General features: G+C 40.1%; 20 protein-coding genes. 13 read left to right on the top strand and 7 right to left on the bottom strand.

The genetic code is table 11. From position 1 onward, the window contains the following. Positions 1-604: 604 nt before the first annotated feature. Complete coding sequence (locus tag FN960_RS16430) at positions 605-1,090, top strand: hypothetical protein (protein WP_438799896.1); 486 nt, start codon at positions 605-607, stop codon at positions 1,088-1,090. A 26-nt stretch (positions 1,091-1,116) separates the two neighbouring features. Here FN960_RS16430 and FN960_RS16425 read toward each other — a convergent pair whose 3' ends face one another. The 3 genes from FN960_RS16425 to FN960_RS16415 all read right to left on the bottom strand — a co-directional run bounded on the left by FN960_RS16425 (position 1,117) and on the right by FN960_RS16415 (position 2,911). After that, entirely contained in the window at positions 1,117-1,968 is an 852-nt protein-coding gene (locus FN960_RS16425) for a family 1 encapsulin nanocompartment shell protein (RefSeq protein ID WP_143849939.1), read from the bottom strand. Between the two features lie 21 nt (positions 1,969-1,989). Beyond that, positions 1,990-2,508, bottom strand: a complete 519-nt coding sequence (locus FN960_RS16420; RefSeq protein ID WP_143849938.1) for a hypothetical protein — start codon at positions 2,506-2,508, stop codon at positions 1,990-1,992. Between the two features lie 97 nt (positions 2,509-2,605). Further along, positions 2,606-2,911: a DUF2325 domain-containing protein gene (locus tag FN960_RS16415; RefSeq protein ID WP_143849937.1), complete on the bottom strand. Its 306-nt coding sequence runs from the start codon at positions 2,909-2,911 to the stop codon at positions 2,606-2,608. Between the two features lie 211 nt (positions 2,912-3,122). On the opposite strand from FN960_RS16415, the gene mgtE reads away from it, so the two are divergent. After that, the gene (gene mgtE, locus FN960_RS16410) at positions 3,123-4,481 is read left to right on the top strand and encodes a magnesium transporter (RefSeq protein ID WP_143849936.1); all 1,359 of its coding nucleotides are present in this window, start codon (positions 3,123-3,125) and stop codon (positions 4,479-4,481) included. A gap of 270 nt (positions 4,482-4,751) precedes the next feature. Further along, the gene (locus tag FN960_RS16405) at positions 4,752-5,372 is read left to right on the top strand and encodes a YitT family protein (protein WP_143849935.1); all 621 of its coding nucleotides are present in this window, start codon (positions 4,752-4,754) and stop codon (positions 5,370-5,372) included. A 249-nt stretch (positions 5,373-5,621) separates the two neighbouring features. Here the strand turns inward: FN960_RS16405 and wrbA are convergent, their stop codons facing one another. Next, the gene (gene wrbA, locus FN960_RS16400; RefSeq protein WP_143849934.1) at positions 5,622-6,248 is read right to left on the bottom strand and encodes an NAD(P)H:quinone oxidoreductase; all 627 of its coding nucleotides are present in this window, start codon (positions 6,246-6,248) and stop codon (positions 5,622-5,624) included. 296 nt (positions 6,249-6,544) lie between these two features. Here wrbA and FN960_RS16395 point away from each other — a divergent pair, with 296 nt between their 5' ends. From FN960_RS16395 to FN960_RS16380, 4 genes are all read left to right on the top strand, one after another. Next, entirely contained in the window at positions 6,545-7,111 is a 567-nt protein-coding gene (locus tag FN960_RS16395) for an RNA polymerase sigma factor (RefSeq protein WP_143849933.1), read from the top strand. After that, positions 7,101-7,934 carry an anti-sigma factor gene (locus FN960_RS16390; protein WP_185971077.1) on the top strand — a complete coding sequence of 278 codons (834 nt, stop codon included), beginning with the start codon at positions 7,101-7,103 and terminating at the stop codon, positions 7,932-7,934. The genes FN960_RS16395 and FN960_RS16390 overlap by 11 nt, the downstream gene beginning before the upstream one ends. Positions 7,935-8,824: 890 nt before the next feature. Further along, the gene (locus FN960_RS16385; RefSeq protein ID WP_438799895.1) at positions 8,825-9,715 is read left to right on the top strand and encodes an SDR family oxidoreductase; all 891 of its coding nucleotides are present in this window, start codon (positions 8,825-8,827) and stop codon (positions 9,713-9,715) included. Between the two features lie 172 nt (positions 9,716-9,887). Next, entirely contained in the window at positions 9,888-11,123 is a 1,236-nt protein-coding gene (locus tag FN960_RS16380) for a mechanosensitive ion channel (protein ID WP_143849931.1), read from the top strand. A 56-nt stretch (positions 11,124-11,179) separates the two neighbouring features. Here the strand turns inward: FN960_RS16380 and FN960_RS16375 are convergent, their stop codons facing one another. Together FN960_RS16375 and FN960_RS16370 are read right to left on the bottom strand one after the other, a co-directional pair. Then, positions 11,180-13,072 (bottom strand): LTA synthase family protein, encoded by a 1,893-nt coding sequence (locus tag FN960_RS16375; protein WP_143849930.1) that lies wholly within the window; start codon positions 13,070-13,072, stop codon positions 11,180-11,182. A gap of 530 nt (positions 13,073-13,602) precedes the next feature. Further along, positions 13,603-14,475: a GAF domain-containing protein gene (locus FN960_RS16370; protein WP_185971075.1), complete on the bottom strand. Its 873-nt coding sequence runs from the start codon at positions 14,473-14,475 to the stop codon at positions 13,603-13,605. A 174-nt stretch (positions 14,476-14,649) separates the two neighbouring features. Here FN960_RS16370 and FN960_RS16365 point away from each other — a divergent pair, with 174 nt between their 5' ends. Further along, a complete protein-coding gene (locus tag FN960_RS16365; protein ID WP_143849928.1) occupies positions 14,650-15,639 on the top strand; it encodes a Gfo/Idh/MocA family protein in 990 nt (329 codons plus the stop codon). A gap of 58 nt (positions 15,640-15,697) precedes the next feature. Next, complete coding sequence (locus FN960_RS16360; protein WP_143849927.1) at positions 15,698-16,021, top strand: hypothetical protein; 324 nt, start codon at positions 15,698-15,700, stop codon at positions 16,019-16,021. A gap of 73 nt (positions 16,022-16,094) precedes the next feature. Here the strand turns inward: FN960_RS16360 and FN960_RS16355 are convergent, their stop codons facing one another. After that, complete coding sequence (locus FN960_RS16355; protein ID WP_143849926.1) at positions 16,095-17,012, bottom strand: ROK family protein; 918 nt, start codon at positions 17,010-17,012, stop codon at positions 16,095-16,097. 167 nt (positions 17,013-17,179) lie between these two features. Between FN960_RS16355 and FN960_RS16350 the strand changes: the two genes are divergently transcribed. The 4 genes from FN960_RS16350 (at position 17,180) to nagE (ending at position 21,273) form a co-directional block, all read left to right on the top strand. Beyond that, positions 17,180-17,848, top strand: a complete 669-nt coding sequence (locus tag FN960_RS16350) for a YesL family protein (RefSeq protein WP_143849925.1) — start codon at positions 17,180-17,182, stop codon at positions 17,846-17,848. 131 nt (positions 17,849-17,979) lie between these two features. Then, positions 17,980-18,297 (top strand): magnetosome magnetite crystal formation protein family, encoded by a 318-nt coding sequence (locus tag FN960_RS16345; protein ID WP_143849924.1) that lies wholly within the window; start codon positions 17,980-17,982, stop codon positions 18,295-18,297. Between the two features lie 244 nt (positions 18,298-18,541). Continuing rightward, positions 18,542-19,798: a YeeE/YedE family protein gene (locus FN960_RS16340; protein ID WP_143849923.1), complete on the top strand. Its 1,257-nt coding sequence runs from the start codon at positions 18,542-18,544 to the stop codon at positions 19,796-19,798. A gap of 104 nt (positions 19,799-19,902) precedes the next feature. After that, a complete protein-coding gene (gene nagE / locus FN960_RS16335; RefSeq protein WP_143849922.1) occupies positions 19,903-21,273 on the top strand; it encodes an N-acetylglucosamine-specific PTS transporter subunit IIBC in 1,371 nt (456 codons plus the stop codon). Positions 21,274-21,574 lie beyond the last annotated feature (301 nt).

Here is a 21,574-nt window from a genome sequence, read left to right as displayed (position 1 = left end):
TCTTGCTATGAGCTCCTGCTTCTTGCTATATCATCAGCTTGTCTTGGTATTCTGGCCTTTTCTCTTGCTATGAGCTCCTGTTTCTTGCTATATCATCAGCTTCTCTTGGTATGCAGGCCTTTTCTCTTGCTATGAGCTCCTGTTTCTTGCTGTATCATCAGCTTCTCTTGGTATGCCGGTTTTTCCTCTTGCTAAATCACCTGCTTCTCTTGGTATGCAGTCTTTTTTTACTTTCCTCCCGATGGATCTACCTCTCATTCCCGATATCCTTTTGACAAGAGAGACTTTGTTCATTTATCACGTCATTAAACAGTAAAACGTCTTTTCAGTGACCTCGATAAAAAGGTTTAAGGAGATAAATTGACATAGTCGGGTTAGCTCATTAGCTTGCCTCGGGTAAGTGCCCCCATTTACGGGGAGCGGGAGCGGTGCATACCATCACCAACCACTCTCTTTCCTTCTATTCATTCTTTACGTATAAAGCTCCCTCAATTCTCCATACTAAAAAAGAGGATAACAATCTAAATCGAATTGACAATGATTATCATCCTCTAGTATACTTACGCTAGAATCAAATAGCGAAGGGGGAGCTTTCGTGAAGAAAATGTCTGTTCATGCTTTAAAGGATATAAACACAGTGCTTATGAATAAGCGTAAGGTGGGGGGCGCCATTGAGGCTAAATCCATCCGGTTAAGATCTGGAGAAGAATTTCTTTACCCCGTTTTCACAAGCTTAGAGCAAACAAGAGGTGTTTATCAATCCATTGGATTTATGACGTCTGAAGGTGAAAGACTGATTGTAAACGTTGATGAAATCGCTATTATGAAGGACCTTGAGCACAAGTTAATCTGTCAATTAGAAAATACACACGCAAAAACATACTTACTAACAGATACATTAAATTACCTACAACGGTTATGCGAAGTCAATGAGGGCTGCTTAAGCTCACCATTTAAACGTGAGGTAGAGGGCTTAGCCTGCGATATTGGCGCTAAAACCCTTGAAAAACACGGGTACTCTGACTTTGTTGTTTATGCAGATTCAACCGAGAATATCGTGTCGTTCACACAAAAAAGCATGCTGGCTTAATGACCCGCATGCTTTTTTTATTTATTTTATTCTTTTTCCTGGCTTTCTAATGTGCAGATAGCAGAAGGTCTTTTTATACGTAGTGCCAACGTTTCATACACTCGGAACGGATGGTTCATTCCTTCTTCACCTAGGTAGGCCGTTTCAAAGTCCTCTGAGACAGCAAGGTCAAAGTTATGTGGACCTGTATTTACTAGGACACCTGTTTTCCCTTTAAGAACTGGGGATTGGAAAACACCAGCTGTTGCAATTTCGCGAACGTGTTCAATCTCAAGCACATTGGTTTCCTTATGAACTCTATGCAAAATGGCATAAAGCTCAGGTGACAGAACCAACGCATAAGGGCCATGGTGTCCAAGCTCCATAAGCTTGCTACGTGCTTCTACGATATCCTGGAAAGCGTGACCGGACTCATACCAGCTTTCAGTCACGTGAGAGAGTCGACCTTTAACATTCATTAAACCGGGAATATCAAATTCTTTGGAACCATGAAAAATCATTTGATCCTCTTGATAGGCAACCTGTCTTGCAGCATTGGCTGCCCCAGAAAAATCAATCGGAATGTCAAGTGTTTTTGCTTGTTCCACGTCTCTCCAGTAAAGAACAAAATCTTTATAAATTAAAGGAATTGTATGGCTCACGCGTTTTGTCGCCTCTGCCATTTCTTCGCTTAGCCCCTGATGGTCCATGATCGCTTCATGATCGTCCAAGTAGACATCTGTATGAATGGTCTGTACGCCTCTTCCTAACGGTCCGTGGACATTTAAGAACTTGCGTCCAACTAGCTGGCTTTTAGCCATATCAGCCACTACGTTATCTAAGTGATCAAATTCTTGTTCATTTAATGGTGCGTCTGGATATCTTGTTGCCTTACTCATCTCTATCACTCTCCTTTAATCTCATTGTTCAATTAGACTACCTACAGAAAGTCTACGCTTGTCCGAGTGGTTAAGCGCTTGAGGTGTCGAGGCTTCACTTGGCCATTTGTCCATTAGTTCTTGCTCTAATTCTATCAAATAAGTCGTAAATTCCTTTTCAAATTGCTCAGACTTCTCAAGAATAGCAGAGAATATTTTCTTTGATTGTCCATCATCCGAAAGCGTGGATGTATCCTCAACTTGCCTTAGGAATAAGTGCAATTTGTACTGTTCTAGTTGTGTATCAGCATAAAGCTTCAGCTGATCCTGTGGATCTGGTACTGTAAATGAGTCTTGGTTTAACCAGGAGCTTAGCTGCTTTCTTAACCCTTTTAAAGCTGCTGACCGGTCTTTTTCAAAACCTAAAGCTTTTCTCAAAAACATTCGTTCATAATCATTATTTGGGTGAGTAAGCTTTGGCTCTACTATTTCTATATACTGCTTACTGTCTTTTCTCAAAGCGGCAAAAAGATCATGAAGCTTAGATAAGATTTCCTCCATGGTTCCCACCTCTTTCTTCGGCTATTTTTATCATAGCATAATTCTCAATTAAAAAGAAACCTTTTTATAATTATTATAAAGAAGGTTTCTCAATTAGCTATTTTTTTGCAATTGGACAGTCCTCCTGGCATTGCCCTATCGCTTTATATATTGAACACCAAGACCTCTTCGCGTAACAAACGGGTACATTTTGTTCCATCGCTTTTTTCTTAAGTACACTCGTTAAATTATGATTGATAAAGTCAGTCAGTACAAGAATCATATCAACGCCGGCTGGGATCTCTCGTTTCACCATCTTTGTTTTTCTTCCACTAATATGTAGAATGTTTCCGTAGCCAATTTCCTCTAGTTTCTTTGGTATAGATCCTAGATGATCCGCCCCCACTATCATTAATGATGTCATGTTATTCCCTCACTCTCTTTTGATAATAATTCTCACTGTTAGTTTAATTGAAATCGATTCTCAATGTCAACTATATTTTTCTTTATTTTCTGTAAGTTATATTTTCAAGTAAGCAGGGAATAGTTGATATACTTCTTATTCGCCGAAGATGAGGTTTACTTCATACGTTTTTTTATGTAAAGTGGATAGGATGAGAATGGAGGTGCGGAGTATGATCGCTAATATGACAGAAGATCAATTACTCGTTTTGGTTATTAAATATGTACGTGAGGCCAAGCGAAAACCCTTGCAGGAGCTATTAGATGAACTACATCCATACGATATAGCGAATATCTATCGCTCCCTTCCTACTAAGCATCACCACAAATTCCTCGCGTTTTTAGAGCCCGATCAAGTTGCTGACCTTATTGAAGAACTGGAAACAGAGTTTCAAGTTGAGATTCTACAGCAATTAGGTGTGCAAGAGTCCTCAAAAGTCATGGACCTAATGGAAAATGATGACCTAGCGGATTTATTAAATGAATTGTCAGTTGAACGCATTCAGGAATTTTTAGATGTTATGAAAAAGGAAGATTCAATTAAAATTCGCTCTCTCATGAGTTACCCTGCTGACACAGCAGGTGGATTGATGACGAATGAATTTATTTGGATTCATGCCAACCAAACCGTCAGACAAGCGGTGGATAAGTTAAAGGAGTACGCTAGCTTTTCGGAAAATATTTATTATTTATATGTTATTAATGCTGAGAAAAAGCTAGTCGGTGTAGTTTCCTACAGAGACTTATTAGTGGCTGATATCAATGAAATAATAGAAGATATTATGTTCACGCGAACTGTTGCAGTGAAAGTGACAGATGACCAGGAACAAGTGGCCCAAATCATTGAACGCTACGACTTTATTGCAGTGCCTGTTGTGGATGATGAAGATACACTTCTAGGTATTATTACAGTAGATGACGCAATGGATGTTGTCATTCGTGAGGCAAATGAAGATATTGAGAAGCTTTCGGCATCTGGTAAAGACATTGATTTTAATACAAAGGCCGTTACCGCATCAGCAAGAAGACTTCCTTGGCTGATTCTCTTATTATTTATTGGATTAATCTCTGCTAGTATAATGAGTTACTTCGAGGCAACATTAGATCAAGTAGTAGCTCTAATGTTCTTTATGCCAATGATAGCTGGTATGACCGGAAACACCGGAACACAGTCATTAGCTGTTGTCGTTCGAGGTTTATCACAATACACAATTAATAAAAAGGTAGTAGCTAGCCTCATCTTCAGAGAATTCCGAGTGAGTTTAATCATCGGGGTAACCTGTAGTGCCTTAATCACAGTAATTTCTTACTTTTGGGTTGGTGATACTACAATTGGTTTTGTTGTAGGGATTTCTTTATTCTCTACACTGATTATTGGTACACTTGCCGGTACGATTATTCCTTTAATCCTTCATAAGTTTGGAATAGACCCAGCTGTTGCCTCTGGACCCCTCATTACAACACTGAATGATATTTTTTCTTTACTTATTTATTTCGGTATCGCCACAGCGTTTTTATCGCATTTGATGTAATAAATGGGCTGATGACATGTATCATGTTGTTTCAAACAAAAAACCGAACTCTTACGCATATACGTGCGCAAGAGCTCGGTTTTTTTAAGGTACAGATCGGAGCATCAGATTTGCAAACAGATTCCAATATTAGATGAACTGTGTTTGGAAAGCGGAAATTATGCTTTTATAATAATGATTTTACCGATTCGCATTCATATAGCCTGTTCAACTCGCATATACCTTGAAAAGAGCTTGTCAGACGGATCTCTTAGGTTGGGTGTGATAAACATGGTACGGTATACGATAACGTTACTTTTAGGATGCTTCCTGATTAGTTTAGGAATTAATTTTTTCTTTACGATGTATCATTTATTAGATGGTGGCATCATAGGTCTTGGATTAATTGCGCATTATGTTTGGAATACGCCTGTTGGTATGACCATTATTGTGGTTAGTATCCCCATATATATTGCGGCCTGGTTTTATTATCGTCCCTTTTTTTACAACAGTCTCATTGGGGTCATTGTCTCTTCACTTTTCATCGACTGGCTATCATTATATTCACCACATTTAGCCGTTGCCGGTCCGCTTGCCAGTGCAATTATTGGAGGAAGTTTACTCGGTATTGGTGCTGGGATCATGTTTAGAATGGATATTAGTACAGGGGGATTTGATCTACTATCACAAATGATTGCTACTAAGGTTCCTTTAAACGTTGGTGCAATCATTGTCATTTTCGACATGCTCGCTGTTGTCGCTGGAATTCCAATTGTGACAAAGGAAGAGATTATTCTCTCAACTATCGCTGTTATTTCTACAGGAGTCCTTACTATTATTGTCACAAGCTGTCCTCTTCCAGCTATTCTCTATCCAGCCGACAAATTCCCCGGGAAATGGAATAACCATTAATAAACAATCTGTCATATTCTCACTGAATAACCGCTTTTCCTGTAACAAACCAATAGGAAATACCATATATAAAAGCCACGCTTGCAATGATAATAAATAATGCTTTATTTGAAAGTCTCTTTTTCATATTGACCTCTCCCTAAGCTTTTCCCCTAGTATACGATGAACAGCCTTTAAAAACTAGGATAGAGAAAAAAGAACCCGGAAAAGACACAGCTTGGCTACGTCTTTTTCTGGGTTCATTATTTTTTATGATTCTGCGGCAAGCTTTGCCGCTACTTTCGTTACTCTCTCCCCAAGGCGTGAAGCCATCACCAGCTCTCTTTCATCTGGCTGCCTAGATCCATCAGATCCTGCAATGGTAGAAGCCCCATATGGACTTCCTCCGATCCCTTCCGTTGTTAACTGCTCTGGGTTTTCTCCATAAGGAAGACCAACATAGATTAATCCAAAGTGTAATAAAGGAACTAAGGACGTTAGTATTGTTGACTCTTGCCCCCCGTGAACCGAGGCTGTGCTTGTAAAAATTGAAGTCGCTCTACCTTCTAATGAGCCATTCGCCCAAAGTCCACCTGCTGCATCGAGAAATTGTTTAACCTGAGCCGGCATATTTCCGTATCTAGTTGGGAATCCCCATATAATACCGTCAGCCCAAATTAAATCCTCATGGACAGCGTCAGGAAGATCTTCCTGTTGTTTTTGTGCGTCTACATAAGCGTCTTGAGAAGACATAGCTTCTCTTACTTCTTTTGTTTCAGGGATTTTTACGAGTTTCACTTCTGCTCCATCTACTTTATTCGCTCCCTCTTCAACCGCTTTAGCCAGCGAGTAGACATGTCCATAAGAAGAATAATACGGAATAACAATTTTGACCATGATAAAACCTCCTATATATTTATAGTCTATTTTCTCTTATTTCACCTAAGCGACCTTTTTTAAACATTCGTTTATGTTTTTAATGGATGTTTCATTCATCAACCTTTACAATGAAAAGGATTAATAATTTTTTTGTTCTTACTACGTTTACATAATGATCTTTTTGAACCATTTTTACGTATGCTTAATTAGAAGTGCTACTTTTTAATCGCTGTTACTCCATTCGATTTAACGACTGGTTAACCAATTCCTCTTGCACTCTAATTACAAAGGAGCAGCGTACAAAGGAGTTATACATGTCGCACCTTAATGATGAGCAGCTTTATCAGCTTGTGTTACAGCAAGATAAAGCTGCACTCGAAGAGCTTTACAATCGGTATGAGCGGATTCTATATTCGTTTATCTATCGGTTCACAAAAGATAATGGAATGTCAGAGGAAGTAATGCAAGACCTCTTTATGAAGCTATGGCAAGGAAAGGCTTCCTTTCAAACTGGAAAGGGAAAATTCTCATCTTGGATTTTAACCATTGCACGAAACGCAGCGATTGACCGGATTAGAAAGAAAAAGGTATCTGAGGTTGAATTTGATGATCGAGATTCAAAGCCGGACCCAGAGTCTGTGGAACAAACCATAGTCCTTCAAGAAGAAAATGAATATATTCGAGATGCTGTTTCAAACCTTCCTGAGGAACAGCAGCAAGTGGTGACCTTATTTTATTTTGACGGAGAGCCCCAGAAGAATATTGCTGAAATCTGTCAAATTCCCCTTGGTACTGTAAAAGGAAGATTACGTCTAGCGCTTAAGCATTTGCGTAAGACATTAAGTAGGCAGGATGGAAGAGGCGATATATATGAACAATAATAAATGCATACAGCTTTTAGATTACTTTAATGGACATCTTAGTAAGAGCGAAGAAGAAGAATTTGAGCTACATCTTCTGGATTGCGAAGAGTGCCAGGAACAGCTTCAGGAACTATATGAGTTTAATGATCAAGTAGCTGACATTCCAACTGATGCAACACCTCCAGCTGGGATGAAGGATCGTATTCTAACTTCCGTATTTGAGGAGGACACGACATCTGACAGCAAAGTAACACCGATTACTAAGCCAGATCCGGTTCCCTTTGTGAACAAGAAGAATAAACTTATGCCTTGGCTGGCAGCAACGGCCGCTGTCTTAGCAGCTGCCATTGGAACAAATATTTATACCTATAATCAATTAAATGAAACGCAATCGCAGCTCACGATCATTGAAACAGAGCGCGATATTATAAATCACGAACTTGAGAGATATGTGAATGCCGAGCCTGATCCATCCACCCCATCTGGTATCGAACAAGTGATAACCTCTACCTCTCTTCTATCACTTGAGAATGAAGATGAACACCTTGGCCAGGCTTCAATCGTCCAACAAGAGGATGGGTATAAATTAATCGTTCAAGTAGAACAACTACCAGAGCTTACAGACTCAGAGGTTTATCAAATCTGGTTGTTTCAAGAGGAAACCCCACTACCAGCTGGCTCATTTGTAACAAATGCTGCAGGTGAAGGAGCAATCATTTACGACCTTGATTCTGATACAAACATCGAGGACCTATTTGAGGCCATCGCTATTTCATTAGAACCTCAACCGGATAACCAAGAACCTGAAGGACCAGTCCTCACCTTATCTGAGCTATATTAATAATCAAGAAACGGGCATTAGGTATAGCACCTAACTGTCCGTTTCTTTTTTGTGGTCGCGAAGGCACGTTTGGTTTCTTGGTAAAAGCCTTTTGTTCTTGATGATGAGCCTCCCTTCTTGTTGGAGGGGCTTTGTTTTTGCTAAAAATAGGATCCAGCTTGGTATCATGCTCATCTTTCTTGGTATCGGCATCCGCTTCTTGCTAATACATCAATCCACCTTGCTATCATGCTCATCTCTCTTGGTATCGCTCGCCTCTTCTTGCTAATACATCAAGCCGCCTTGCTATTACGTTCATCTCTCTTGCTATCGGCATCCGCTTCTTGCTAATACATCAACCGGCCTTGGTATCATGCTCATCTCTCTTGGTATCGCTCGCCTCTTCTTGCTAAATTAAGATCGGTCTTGGTATTACAGTTATCTCCCTTGGTAACGCCATCTCCTTCTTGCTAAATCATGATCTTTCTTGGTATTACGATCGTTCTTCTTGCTACTGCCCTCCGCTTCTTGCTGATACATCAATCCACCTTGCTATCATGCTCATCTCTCTTGGTATCGCTCGCCTCTTCTCGCTAATACATCAATCCACCTTGCTATTACGTTCATCTCTCTTGCTACTGCCCTCCGCTTCTTGCTAATACATCAATCCACCTTGCTATTACGTTCATCTCTCTTGCTACTGCCCTCCGCTTCTTGCTAAAACATCAGTCCACCTTGCTATTACGTTCATCTCTCTTGCTACTGCCCTCCGCTTCTTGCTAATACATCAATCCACCTTGCTATCATACACATCTCTCTTGCTATTGCCCGCCCCCTTCTTTTCCCCAGACAAATGTTTACTTCTCTACAAAATAGGTAACAAATAATAGTAACGTAAGAGAGGAGTGGGCATGTTGACAATGAATGAATATTTACAACAAAAGCAAAAACAAATGAAGGATAAACCTGCACAAACACAATCTGTTCAACCTGGCATTGAGAGTGATATGAAGCCTGAACCAATGTATGACGACCCAAGCTACAGTGGGAGTGGTAAGCTGAAAGGTAAAACAGCTCTCATAACTGGTGGAGATAGTGGAATTGGACGAGCTGTAGCGATTGCTTATGCAAAAGAAGGGGCAAATGTTAGTATCGTCTATTTAAATGAGCACAGTGATGCTGAAAAGACCAAACAACTCGTTGAAGAGAAGGGTGCCTCTTGTATGGTTTTAAGCGGAGATGTAGGCGACCAAGTCTTTTGTACGGATGCGGTAAACAAAACCATTGAGGCATATGGGACGATTGATGTTCTTGTAAATAATGCTGCCGAGCAACACTATCAAAAAAATATTGAGGATATCTCTGCTTCCCAGCTACACCGGACCTTCCAAACAAATATCTATTCCTATTTTTATTTCATTCAGGCAGCTATTCCTCATCTAAAGGAGGGCAGCTCTATCATTAATTCGGCTTCCATCGTTGCTTATAAAGGTAACCCTGTCTTAATGGACTATGCTGCAACAAAAGGAGCCATTGTCTCGTTAACAAGATCTCTAGCGACAAATCTTGTGGAAAAGGGCATTCGCGTAAATGGAGTGGCCCCTGGTCCAATTTGGACGCCTCTTATCCCTGCCTCCTTCCCAGGAGAAGATGTCGCTGAATTTGGAGATCAATCGCCTATGAAACGAGCTGGGCAACCGTCTGAATTAGCACCTGCTTACGTTTATTTAGCTTCAAATGATTCTACCTATGTGTCTGGTCAAATGATGCATGTGAACGGTGGTAGTGTCATTAACGGGTAAGCGAATAAGATATTTTTGATTAAAAAAGAGCTAAGTCCATGTGTGGGACGCAGCTCTTTTTTGGTTGTTTACAACTAAGTAACAATTGAGATCTTTTCACAAAGAGACGTTTAACTGACCTACTTTAAAGGAATGAAGGCTATGTAAACTATTTATTAAGGAGATGTTTCTTATGAATGAAGCAGCAAATTCGTTCCGTAACATGTTTGACCAGTTATTTTCCTCCATCCCCAATCTAATCTATGCCCTTCTCCTCTTACTGCTAGCCTTTGGTGTAGCAACGATAGTAAAAGGAATATTAGAGAAAGGTCTTAAAAAAGTTGGCTTTCAAAGGCTCTTATCTAAAGGCCGGGTCGTCCCTACTGAAGAAAAAGGAATAGAAGCCCTGCAATCATTGGCGAAAATAGCCTATTATCTTGTCTTTATTCTTTTTATTCCAAGCATTCTAGATGCCTTGAATATGAACTCTGTCTCACAGCCAATAGCCAGCATGATGCAGAAGCTATTAGACTTTTTACCAAATCTATTGGCAGCGGCTATCATTTTAACAGTTGGTATTATCATTGCTCGGTTTATTCGCAATCTCGTCTTCAATTTGTTAAACAGTTTAAACATTGATCGTTTCTTCAATAGAATCTATGTAAGAGAAGAAGAGCAGCCTCCTAAGGAGACCTTGTCAACGGTTCTAGCAAATATCGTATTATTTGTTATATTGGTTCCTGTTATCACAATTGCCCTTGAAGCATTAAATATTCAGATGATTTCTCAGCCAATCATATCTGTTCTAGACAATGTTCTTCTGGTTATTCCAAATCTATTTGTAGCCATTGTCCTTATCATTGTTGGTTACTATCTTGCTCGTTTTATTTCCGGTTTGCTCACAAGCTTACTTAATCGTACTGGAATTAATTCGATCTATGGCTACTTAGGATTTAAAACAGCAACAGGCGTACCGCGCTTTAACTTATCAGAGATCATTGGGCAAGTCGTAAAGGTGTTAATCCTACTGTTCTTTACAGTAGAAGCTTTAAACGTATTGCAATTAAATGTTCTGAACCAAATTGGTAATGCGATTATCATTTACCTGCCAATGCTAGTAAGTGCACTACTGATTCTGGGTCTAGGCTTAGCTATAGCCAACATCCTTCAACAAGTGATTACTAGATATACGGGCAGCTCATTCTCGGCCAATATCATTAAGTATGTTATTATCCTTTTTGCTGTCTTCATGACATTAGATCAATTAGGATTTGCATCATCCATAGTTAACATCGCATTCCTTCTTATTCTTGGAAGTCTGGCTATTGCATTTGCCATTTCTTTTGGAATTGGTGGCAGAGATTTCGCAAAAAGACAGCTTGCCAAGTTTGAAACGAAGCTTGAAAAGAAAGACGATCCACTTGAATAAACACATGAAAAAGCACAGTGCGGGTTTCCCCGCTACTGTGCTTTTTTTGTATTGTTCTATTCAGTGTCTTCGTCTTCGGGATTTAAGTTCATCTCTTCCTGAGAGTCAAAGAATCTTAATAAATCTCCATAGATGATCCGATCAGAATGTTCAAGATCGTTCATTCCCTTTTCTACAAATGGTTCACATGTTTCCATCTCGATCTCTTCGCCTTCTTTGTCATAGCATGTATTGTTTGTATAAACAATATCATCTGTGATGACACTACCGTTCCGTAGAACAGCCATTGATTCATTTTCTGGTGCAAATAAATCTGTACCAAACTGGATGTCATTACGCGTGCTATACCCTAAAAGGTGCATCAAGGTTGGTTTCACATCAATCTGTCCACCAACAGTGCTAATGGTCTCGCTCTTATCATGTCCAGGAATGTGAACAATCATCGGCACTCGTTGTAACTGTACCGTATCAAACGGTGTAATTTCTTCTTTATCCAAGTACATGCTCATCGCTCTGTTATGATTTTCTGAGATACCATAATGGTCACCATAGAGGATAAATACAGTATCTTCATACATTCCAGCTTCCTTCATTTCGTCAAAGAATCTCTCAACAGCGTGATCCATGTAACGAACGGTCGGGAAGTAGCGGTTTAACGTTCCACTGTTTGAATCGAATTCATCTACCATTCTGTCTTCTTCATCAAGCTCAAATGGGAAGTGGTTGGTTAACGTAATAAATTTAGTCAAATACGGTTCAGGCTGCGACTGAAGTAGCTCAATAGATTGTTCAAAGAAATCTACATCCTTCAATCCCCAACCAACAGAGTTCTCCTCGGTTACCTCATAGCTATCTACATCAAAAAATTGGTCATATCCAAGAGATTGATACATAATATCTCGGTTCCAGAAGCTTTTGTTATTGGCATGCATGACAGACGTATGCATCCCTTCATTACTTAGGATCTCAGGTAACGCATTATAGTCGTTGCCTCCGTGCGTGAAGAATACAGAACCACTGGCACGACCAAACATAGAGTTATCTACTATGAACTCTGAATCAGATGTTTTTCCCTGAGCTGTCTGATGGTAGAAGTTCTCAAAGTAATAGCTATCCTCAATTAATTCATTTAAGAATGGAGTGACTTCTTCTCCATTCACCGTGTTATTGATCACAAATGATTGTAGTGATTCAAGTGAGATCATCACAACGTTTTTATCTTCAGCGATACCAAACAATTCTGGATCAGGGTCCTTGTGACCCGCTTGTGAATAATTTTTAACTTCTACGATATCTGAGCTATCTGCAAATACTCTTTGAGCTCTTGATTGAGATTGGATGTATCCATCGTAGACATGGTAATTTAGGATCCCAATGTTCTTCACTAGTAACTCACGATCAAAGGATCTTGACAACAGTTGCGGGCGTTCTGCCTGGGCAATAGATAGGTTTGCCAGAAATAAAACAACAGCTAATGATACTAGAATGATAGGCTCTCTCTTTAAACGAGGTACAGCCGGAATCTTCTTAGCAACAATTAAGAATGTAAGCAGAGCAATGTCTACAAATAGAAAAAGATCCGCAAAATGTGTTAATTCCACAATACTTGATCCAATATCATTGAGGTTGCTTGTTTGGAACAATACCGGGAACGTCAAAAAGTCCGTGAAAAAACGGTAGTAAAGCAAATTGAAATACAGAACTAATGTTGCAAGAAAACTAAACGCCACAATCATGACATTCCTAAGACGGTTTTTAAACAGTAACGCAATCGCAAAAAACAATACTGCTGAGCTTAGTGGGTTAATGATGAGAATAAACTCCTGCAGCATATTATCCGATGATATATTAAATCCAACCTTATAAAGAATGTACGATTTTATTGTTAGAAATAGAACAGCCAACCAATAAAGCTTAAGCCGGCTTATCGCAGTTTTTACCTTATCCATAGTGTGTGGTGCTCCTCTCTTCCGTTTCAAGAAATTAGCGTAATATTTCTATCTATCTATCGCTATTTTAAATTTTGAACATCAACAATCTATTCCACAAAAAAAAGAGTTGAAACAATGTAGACAGTGTCCAAAGAGTGATTATATCAAAAACTGAATGTAAACAAAACCTATTTTTTTAAGCTAGAGCTCTCGTTGATCCGCTACTGATGTAATGATACTGTTAAGAAGTATACGATATAGAGTGCTCAAAAGTTACGATTATGTAAAAATAAATAAGATTACGTTAAACTCAAATGTAGTTCTTGCATCCGCTTACTACCTAAGCTATGCCGCATAAGGCGTTTAGTCATTGAATGAATCTAGCGGTCGAAACTTAACTAAAGTTAACAGCATTTATTGTATGTGAACGGAGGTAGGATTATATGTGTCAAATCTGTGTTTCTTTTAGAAAACAAAAAAAGCTTGTCAGTTCCCCCCTGATACGAGGCTATTGATAAGCTTTTTTTCTTTTATAAGATGTTTACTTATTATGCATTAAAATTGGGGGCAGTGAAGCCAATACTAGCTAAGGCCTGAGCCATGGTCCCAAATGTCTTAAGCTTGGTCATACTTTTGCTTAATTGATTCATCTTCATAGCGAGATCTGGACGTATCCCGGTGAAAAAGGGCGTGACTCCTATTAATCGAAGCATTTCGTTGATTTGAAGAAATTGATCTCCTATTGCTTCATCAATTCTTAAGATGCCTGATACATCAATTAATAAATAATGTAGTTCTAGTTGACTGCACTTAAGCATCACAGTGTCTGCAATGGTTTCCATCCGTTTCAAGGTCATATCTCCAACAACTGGAAGAACCCCTATCCCATCAGCAATGGGTACAAGCGGAGCAGCTAGGTCTGTGACTTGACGATAGGCATTATTTAACTCAAGCACATGACTTAATAGTGAGGCCATCGTTCCAATTAGTTCAATATCATTATCGGAGAATTCAACCTCTTGATCATCAATTCCACAAATTGTTCCATATACTTGCCCACAAGCATTATAAATAGGAACCCCAATAAAGCTTCCGTTGCCAAAGCTCTCAGCAGCCTGTAAATCCCTAGCCAAACTATCCTTGCTTATTCTTGGTATGACCAGCACCTGACTGCCATGATCTACACTTAACCGACAAAAAGTCTCGTTATATTCAACCTCTTGGCCCTCTTGCAGTAAGAGTCGATCTTTGTTAATGACCTTTGCAATCTCATTTGTAATCAAATCGTTTCTGGCAATAAACAACGTATTTACGCTCAGATGGTGACTAAGTAGTACTAATACTTGGGTAGCTACTTCATCAAAATCAGTAAATGACCTAATTTCAATCTTTTTAAGTTTTGTAGTTGATACTGACGACATATATATCCTCCTAGCTTGCCTAGTCATTTATCACTAGTTATCAAGACTCACTTTATCTTTTTCCAAGCAAATTGAAAACCCTTATTAGTAAAAAAGTACCTAGATAATGTTAGATGCAGTATACCATAAAGCATGGTACGATTGAGCAAGATACTTATTTAGGAGGTTAAAATTGTGGTTATTCGTATAGCTGTAATTGGAACAAACTTTATAACAGAACGCTTTATTGATGCCATGTCGGAGCTTACAGAGTACGAGCTTACGGCTGTTTATTCTAGAACAAAAGAGCGCGCGGTCGAATTTGCTTCTAAGTATGGGGATTTATATACGTATACGTCACTAGAAGAGCTTGCTTCAAGCCCTCATGTCGATGCGGTATATATTGCAAGCCCAACTTCCTTCCACGCTGATCAGGCTGAACAAATGCTTAAAGGAGGTAAACACGTTTTAGTTGAAAAGCCTGCTGCTTCAAATGATAAAGAATGGGCACGAATGACTTCGGCTGCTTATGACAATCAGGTGGTTTTAATGGAAGCAATGAAAACAACACAGCTTCCAAACTTCATCCTTCTAAAAGAACATCTACATAAGCTTGGCCCTGTACGCTCAGGGTTTGCAAACTACTGTCAATATTCATCGCGTTATGACGCATATAAGGAAGGAAACGTGTTAAATGCGTTTAACCCTGAATTATCAAACGGTTCTTTAATGGATATTGGTGTATATGGAATTTACCCAATCATTGCTCTATTTGGTCGACCACGTGAAGTGAAGGCGCAAGGACACCTTTTAGAGTCTGGGGTTGATGGTTCAGGAAGTCTTTTGCTTAAGTACGAGGACTCCCAAATCATCATTAACCACTCTAAGATTACGGATTCAATGCTCCCATCAGAAATCCAAGGAGAGCATGGTAATGTTGTGATTCAAAACTGGAATAACTTTGAGAAGCTGACCTTCTATGATCGTACAGCTAAAAGTGAAACATTACTCTCAGAGCCACAACATACTAACCCTATGTATTATGAAGCTGTTGAATTTGCAAAGCTGATTCAAGAAGGGAAAAATGAGTCAACTCTTAATAGTCATAAAAACACTGCCTTAACGCTACAAGTACTCGATGAAGCTCGCCGCCAAATTGGGCTGGTTTTTCCTAGCGACTCCTGAGTGTAACTTTTTAGAAATAGGGTATGAGATACACACTACTCAAAAAAGGAGAAGATGTATGTCTACCTTTAAACGCGAATCATATTATGTCACATTAGATATGGCTCTTATGGCTATTAGCAAAACAAAAACGCCGGACAATACGATCCAATATCAAATTTATGCTACCGAAAAGGAAAAGGATCAATTAGCCTCCTTGCTAGAACGAGTGAAATCAGAGGATTTTGAACAGCAGCAAATTCTTCAAAGACCCTTTGATGAAACCAAAGCGGACCAGGAAAAGGTACAGACTCAAAACGATTTAAAAGATGTATACCAAATGCTTTATGATTTAGGCACACTCGAAACAAAGGAAATTATAGCGGACATCATGCCCACTTAAAAGTGGAGCGTGTAGCCAAAAGACTTCGAACCATGTTGGGTTCGAAGTCTTTTGTTTTCAGCACCGTATCTATTTATCCTTCATTCTGATGCAAAATAAGAGCGGCCGCCCCAAGCAAACCGGCATTTTGATGAAGCATAGCAGGAACAATCTCTGTATTCCTACCAGCTGAACTAATCGCAAATTTCTCTACATATGCCTTTACCCCTGAGAATAATGGCTCGCCAACATTTGTTACTCCACCTCCAAGGACAATCCGTTCAGGCTCCAACAAGTTGATAAGTGTTACGCAGCCAACACCAATTTTTTCAAACACTTTATCTACTAATTGCTTGAGTTCTTGATCACCAGCTGCTGCTTGTTCAAATACCTCCTGCGATGTCATCGGCTTTCCTTTAAGGGCTGTTGCTTGTCTTGCAATCGCCGTTCCAGAAGCAATCCATTCAAGAGTACCTTTCTGACCACATGCAGAAGTGCCATATGCAGGATCAATGACTATATGTCCGACCTCCCCTGCGTTTCCATAGGCACCCGTTAGTAATCGTCCATGACTGTAGATCCCTGCTCCTATCCCCGTACTAATGGTCATATAGATAAAATGCTCACACCCTTGCCCGGCACCCAGCCACTTCTCTGCCAGTACTGCAGCATTTGCATCGTTCTCCATAATAACCGGGCATGAAAATGACTCTTTGAACCAGCGCTTGATGGGCGCTCCCCACCATGCTCGTAGGTTTGGTGGTTCTGTTAAGACCCCTTCTTTTCCATTAAGTGGTCCAGGTGCACCAATTCCGATTCCGATTAATTCATCTGAGTTGATATCTTCTATCATGCTTTTTAATTCAGAAATGACTTGATTTATTTTCTTCTCTGGAGTTACTGCCACGGCCTCTGTCGGAATGACGGCCTGTTTTACGATCTCCCCCGATTGATTAATTAAACCAGCAGCAATCTTTGTTCCACCAATATCTATGCCTAGCGCGTATTTCATAGCTCTCTCCTTATCTCTCCATCAATGTAAGCGTTCACTAAAACGATCAAACATGGTATAGTTAATAAAGTAACATAATGATTTAATTGTATTTGTTTTGTGACGAGCTTGTAAAGCATTTTTGAAATCGTATACAACCTTAACTTTAAAATGGAGGCCGATTATCAATGGATATGCGTGGACCAATGGGTGGGTTGCAGAAAATTGCTGAATGGATTACACGATTAGCTTATATTAATTTGTTATGGCTAGGCTTTACGATAGCTGGTCTTGTGATCTTCACTATTTTTCCGGCGACCTTCGCTATGTTTGCTGTCATTCGTAAATGGATCTTGGGTGAGACAGATCTTCCCGTTTTCAAAACGTTCCTTTCCTATTTTAAAAAGGATTTTATTTCCGGAAACTTAATTGGTTTATTGATTACCGTCATTGGTTTGATTCTATATGTTGATTTACAATTTCTTATCACCTTTGCTGGAGAGGGCATCGTAGCTTATTTTTATTATCCTGTGCTCTTTGTTACTTTAGTGGTTGCCTTAGGAACATTATTTATCTTTCCAGTATATGTACACTACGACTTAAAGCGTCTACAAGTGATAAAAACAGCCTTTTTCTTAATGGCTGTTAATCCAATTCTTTCTATATTAATGGTGGTGGCGCTCGGAACATCTGCCTATGCTATGCTTTCATTTCCAGCGACGGTTGTCTTTTTTGGTGCTAGTATTCCGGCCTATCTGATCATGAGAATTTCATATGGCATTATTCAGTTGGCTGTAGCTAAGCAACAGGCTAGAGATGAGAAGGCTAAAGCTGCACCTCATGCATCAGGAATGTAACACCTCAAGGTAATAAAAGGAAATAAGTCCAACCAATTGCTTATTTATAGCTGATTTCGGCTGATTCCGAAACTTTTTGATGCGTTGATCTGTAGATAAATAGTAGATCACACATTTAAAGGAGGATTCTTATGAGTTATCAAACAGATGCACAACAGAACAAGCTGTTAGCCATTGTTGCCTACATTCCTATATTATTTTTGATTCCTTTATTTGTAGCTAAAGACTCTGCCTTTGCGCGATACCATGCAAATCAGGGGATTTTAGTTACTATCATCTGGGCTGCGGGATTAGTTGTAGCCTCCATTCTACCAGGCTTCTTGAGCGGATTATTTAGTACGGTTTGGATGTTGGCGCTGATCGCATGCTTTATTATCGGACTGTTGAACGTTTTGAGAGGTGAGACGAACCCTCTTCCATTTATTGGTGAAACGAAGATTATTAAATAGCCACGGCATAGAGACTTAAGAGTAGTGGGTAAGGTCATTAATGACCTTACCCACTATTTTTTATAGTAAGAAACGAAACTCAGCTTTACTCAGGTCTCTCAAACCAGAATGACATAGCATAACGATTGTCCCAAGCACATATATATTCTAACTAATTCTCACAAACCTTATGAGTTTACATTACTTTTACTAGGGTATATAGTAATCCTTGCACAATTTATTACGTGATGGGAGGACTTATTCTATGGCTCAGACTTCAACTTCTACGGTTTCAACTGAATGGAACCAGCGATCTACAACAGTAAAGGGTCCTATTCAACCTATACAAAAGCCATACGTCTTCGTTGGGCTCTTAGGTATTATCGCCCTATTCACGGCAACGGTTATTGTTGCTGATTGGGTTCAGGGTATTCTATTTTTGATTGGTTTAGCCTTAGGCATGGCTTTATTATATGCACGTTTTGGTTTTACCTCTGCCTTTCGCAGATTAGTCTCTGTTGGTAACGTCCAAGGACTACAGGCACATATGCTGATGCTTGCAGCAGCGACAACCTTATTTGCTATCATCTTTGCAACAGGGTTTAGTTTTACAGGGACAGAACCCACTGGCTTTGTTTCTCCTGTTGGGATTAGTGTATTAGTAGGAGCCTTTATGTTTGGAATTGGCATGCAGCTAGGGAGCGGCTGTGCATCCGGAACGCTTTATTCCGTAGGTGGAGGGTCTTCTTCTATGGTTCTCACACTCCTATTCTTTATTATTGGTTCGGTAGCAGGCGCTTATCATCTAGCATTTTGGCAAGGCACGCCGCAAATGGAGCCATTTTCATTAGCTGAGAGTACTGGATTTGGCTTTTTTGGGGGCTGGGCGATACAAATGGCTTTATTTGCAGCCATCTACTTCGGAACCGTCTTATTTGCAAGATGGAAAAATCCTCCGATGATGAAGCCACTAACAACAACAAGTGGTTTCAAGAAAATTTTGCGCGGATCATGGCCGTTGTTTTCAGCTGCCATTGTGTTAGCACTCTTAAACGCTCTCGTGCTTGCCATTCGCGGAACTCCTTGGGGGATCACATCTGCGTTTGCATTATGGGGAGGTAAATTTCTCAACTTTATTGGTGTGGACGTAGCATCCTGGGATTATTTCACTGGGGAGAATGCTGCAGCATTAACTGATTCCGTCTTACTCGATACAACCAGTGTCTTAAACTTTGGAATTATTCTTGGAGCATTTGTCTCAGCTGCCCTGCAGGGGACATTTAACCCTAAACGAGTGAAACCTGGCGTAGCCGGAGCGTCTATTATTGGTGGACTGCTAATGGGTTATGGTGCACGACTAGCCTACGGTTGTAATATTGGTGCGTACTTTGGAGGAATTGCTTCCTTCAGTCTGCATGGTTGGGTATGGGCGGTCATGGCCATTCTCGGCACAGGCCTCGCGCTCTTTATCAGACCGCTATTTGGGCTAACGAACCCCACGCCCAAAGACTCCGTCTGCTAAAAATAAAAATGACAAAAACGATGAGCCATTCGCTGCATGCTGAGCTCATCGTTTTTTGTTATGTTTATATACATCATGTATTAAGAATATGGGAGGAAAGCGAAATGTTAGGTTTTTTGCAACGAATTGGGCGGGCGTTAATGCTCCCGATTGCCGTTCTACCAGCAGCGGGGCTTTTGTTTCGGTTAGGTCAGGAGGATTTATTAAATATTGCATTCATGGAAGCAGCGGGAGCAGCCGTTTTTGATAACCTAGCCTTAATTTTTGCGATTGGGGTAGCGATAGGCTTCTCAAGAGATGGGCATGGGGCTGCTGCCCTCTCAGGTGCGATTGCTTTTTTTGTATTGGACAATGGAACAAAGGCTATAAACGATCAATTAGATATGTCCATATTAGGTGGGATTCTTTCAGGTGTGGTTGCTGGGTTACTCTATAACCGCTTTTATCAAATTCAGCTCCCAAACTGGCTTGGCTTCTTTAGTGGTAAACGATTGATTCCAATCGTAACTGCGCTTACGATGTTTCTATTGGCTGGACTATTTGGGGTTGTTTGGACCTTTGTACAAGAAGGCATTGATGTGGTTAGTCAATGGATTGTCGGCGCAGGCACTTTAGGCCTTGGGGCATTTGGCTTATTAAACCGACTGCTACTCCCCCTTGGTCTCCATCACGTACTTAACAGTATGGTTTGGTTTGTGTTTGGTGAATATGAAGGCAGTACGGGAGATTTAACACGTTTCTTTGCTGGTGATCCAACTGCCGGTGGTTTTATGGCTGGATTTTTCCCTATCATGATGTTCGGCTTGCCTGCAGCTTGCTTAGCGATGATTCTTGCGGCAAAACCAGAGCGTCGTGCGTCCATAGCAGGTATTTTAGGCGGGTTAGCTCTGACCTCTTTTATTACCGGAATTACAGAGCCGCTTGAGTTTACATTCATGTTTCTTGCTCCTGTTTTGTTCGTTGTCCATGCGATTTTGACTGCCTCATCCATGATGATTGTGAGTGAGCTAGGTATCTTGCATGGCTTTACTTTTTCAGCAGGCGCCATTGATTACGTTTTAAATATGGGTATTGCAACAAGGCCACAACTCTTACTCGTAGTTGGTGCGGGTTATAGTTTGATATATTTTCTATTGTTTTACTTCCTAATTATTAAATTTGATATTAAAACTCCTGGGCGGGAGGATGAACCAGCTCCCGAATCAGTCCACACGACCTCCAGTGGTTCAAAAAAATATGAAGAAATGGCTCCCTTATATTTAGCTGCCTTAGGAGGAAAAGAAAATATTCAATCCTTAAACAACTGTGTCACCCGATTAAGATTAGAAATCCATGATGTCACAAAGGTAGACGAAGAGAAGTTAAAAACTCTCGGTGCCAAGGGCGTCCAGAAAATCAGCACCAAGGATCTTCAAGTTATTATTGGAACAGATGTTGAATTTCTTGCAGATGCCATGCGTTCAGAGATGAAGTGACCGGGAAAGACCAACCTTGAATAATGTAGAGGCCTTAGAAAAAGAAGCTTTGTATGATATTGAAATTTTTTAAAATACCTCATTTTCTTTACAGAAATGTTGGTCTAATCGGAAATATGAGCGAAAGGAGAAACCGAAGACTCCTGCGTAACAGAACGAGGCAGACCGACATTGAAGTGGCGCCCTTCCACTTTAAGGGCTGAGGCCGTTCCCTTGAAAAGCGTAGGTTTCTCCTGTAGCGGTGCACATAAGCTCATTTAAGGATGTAAAGGTCAGTCTATCCTCTTTTACAAGAACTAGC

The organism is Alkalicoccobacillus porphyridii, assembly GCF_007293315.1.
Classification (GTDB): domain Bacteria; phylum Bacillota; class Bacilli; order Bacillales; family Bacillaceae_D; genus Alkalicoccobacillus; species Alkalicoccobacillus porphyridii.
Note: the sequence above shows the minus strand (reverse complement) of the source record. Positions and strands in the feature narration are given on the sequence as shown.

Bases quoted from the DNA above. Each gene is read 5' to 3' on its own strand.
- FN960_RS16430 (WP_438799896.1), top strand. From the start codon at position 605: ATGTCTGTTCATGCTTTAAAGGATATAAACACAGTGCTTATGAATAAG.
- FN960_RS16425 (WP_143849939.1), bottom strand. From the start codon at position 1,968: ATGAGTAAGGCAACAAGATATCCAGACGCACCATTAAATGAACAAGAA.
- FN960_RS16420 (WP_143849938.1), bottom strand. From the start codon at position 2,508: ATGGAGGAAATCTTATCTAAGCTTCATGATCTTTTTGCCGCTTTGAGA.
- FN960_RS16415 (WP_143849937.1), bottom strand. From the start codon at position 2,911: ATGACATCATTAATGATAGTGGGGGCGGATCATCTAGGATCTATACCA.
- mgtE (WP_143849936.1), top strand. From the start codon at position 3,123: ATGATCGCTAATATGACAGAAGATCAATTACTCGTTTTGGTTATTAAA.
- FN960_RS16405 (WP_143849935.1), top strand. From the start codon at position 4,752: ATGGTACGGTATACGATAACGTTACTTTTAGGATGCTTCCTGATTAGT.
- wrbA (WP_143849934.1), bottom strand. From the start codon at position 6,248: ATGGTCAAAATTGTTATTCCGTATTATTCTTCTTATGGACATGTCTAC.
- FN960_RS16395 (WP_143849933.1), top strand. From the start codon at position 6,545: ATGTCGCACCTTAATGATGAGCAGCTTTATCAGCTTGTGTTACAGCAA.
- FN960_RS16390 (WP_185971077.1), top strand. From the start codon at position 7,101: ATGAACAATAATAAATGCATACAGCTTTTAGATTACTTTAATGGACAT.
- FN960_RS16385 (WP_438799895.1), top strand. From the start codon at position 8,825: ATGTTGACAATGAATGAATATTTACAACAAAAGCAAAAACAAATGAAG.
- FN960_RS16380 (WP_143849931.1), top strand. From the start codon at position 9,888: ATGAATGAAGCAGCAAATTCGTTCCGTAACATGTTTGACCAGTTATTT.
- FN960_RS16375 (WP_143849930.1), bottom strand. From the start codon at position 13,072: ATGGATAAGGTAAAAACTGCGATAAGCCGGCTTAAGCTTTATTGGTTG.
- FN960_RS16370 (WP_185971075.1), bottom strand. From the start codon at position 14,475: ATGTCGTCAGTATCAACTACAAAACTTAAAAAGATTGAAATTAGGTCA.
- FN960_RS16360 (WP_143849927.1), top strand. From the start codon at position 15,698: ATGTCTACCTTTAAACGCGAATCATATTATGTCACATTAGATATGGCT.
- FN960_RS16355 (WP_143849926.1), bottom strand. From the start codon at position 17,012: ATGAAATACGCGCTAGGCATAGATATTGGTGGAACAAAGATTGCTGCT.
- FN960_RS16350 (WP_143849925.1), top strand. From the start codon at position 17,180: ATGGATATGCGTGGACCAATGGGTGGGTTGCAGAAAATTGCTGAATGG.
- FN960_RS16345 (WP_143849924.1), top strand. From the start codon at position 17,980: ATGAGTTATCAAACAGATGCACAACAGAACAAGCTGTTAGCCATTGTT.
- FN960_RS16340 (WP_143849923.1), top strand. From the start codon at position 18,542: ATGGCTCAGACTTCAACTTCTACGGTTTCAACTGAATGGAACCAGCGA.
- nagE (WP_143849922.1), top strand. From the start codon at position 19,903: ATGTTAGGTTTTTTGCAACGAATTGGGCGGGCGTTAATGCTCCCGATT.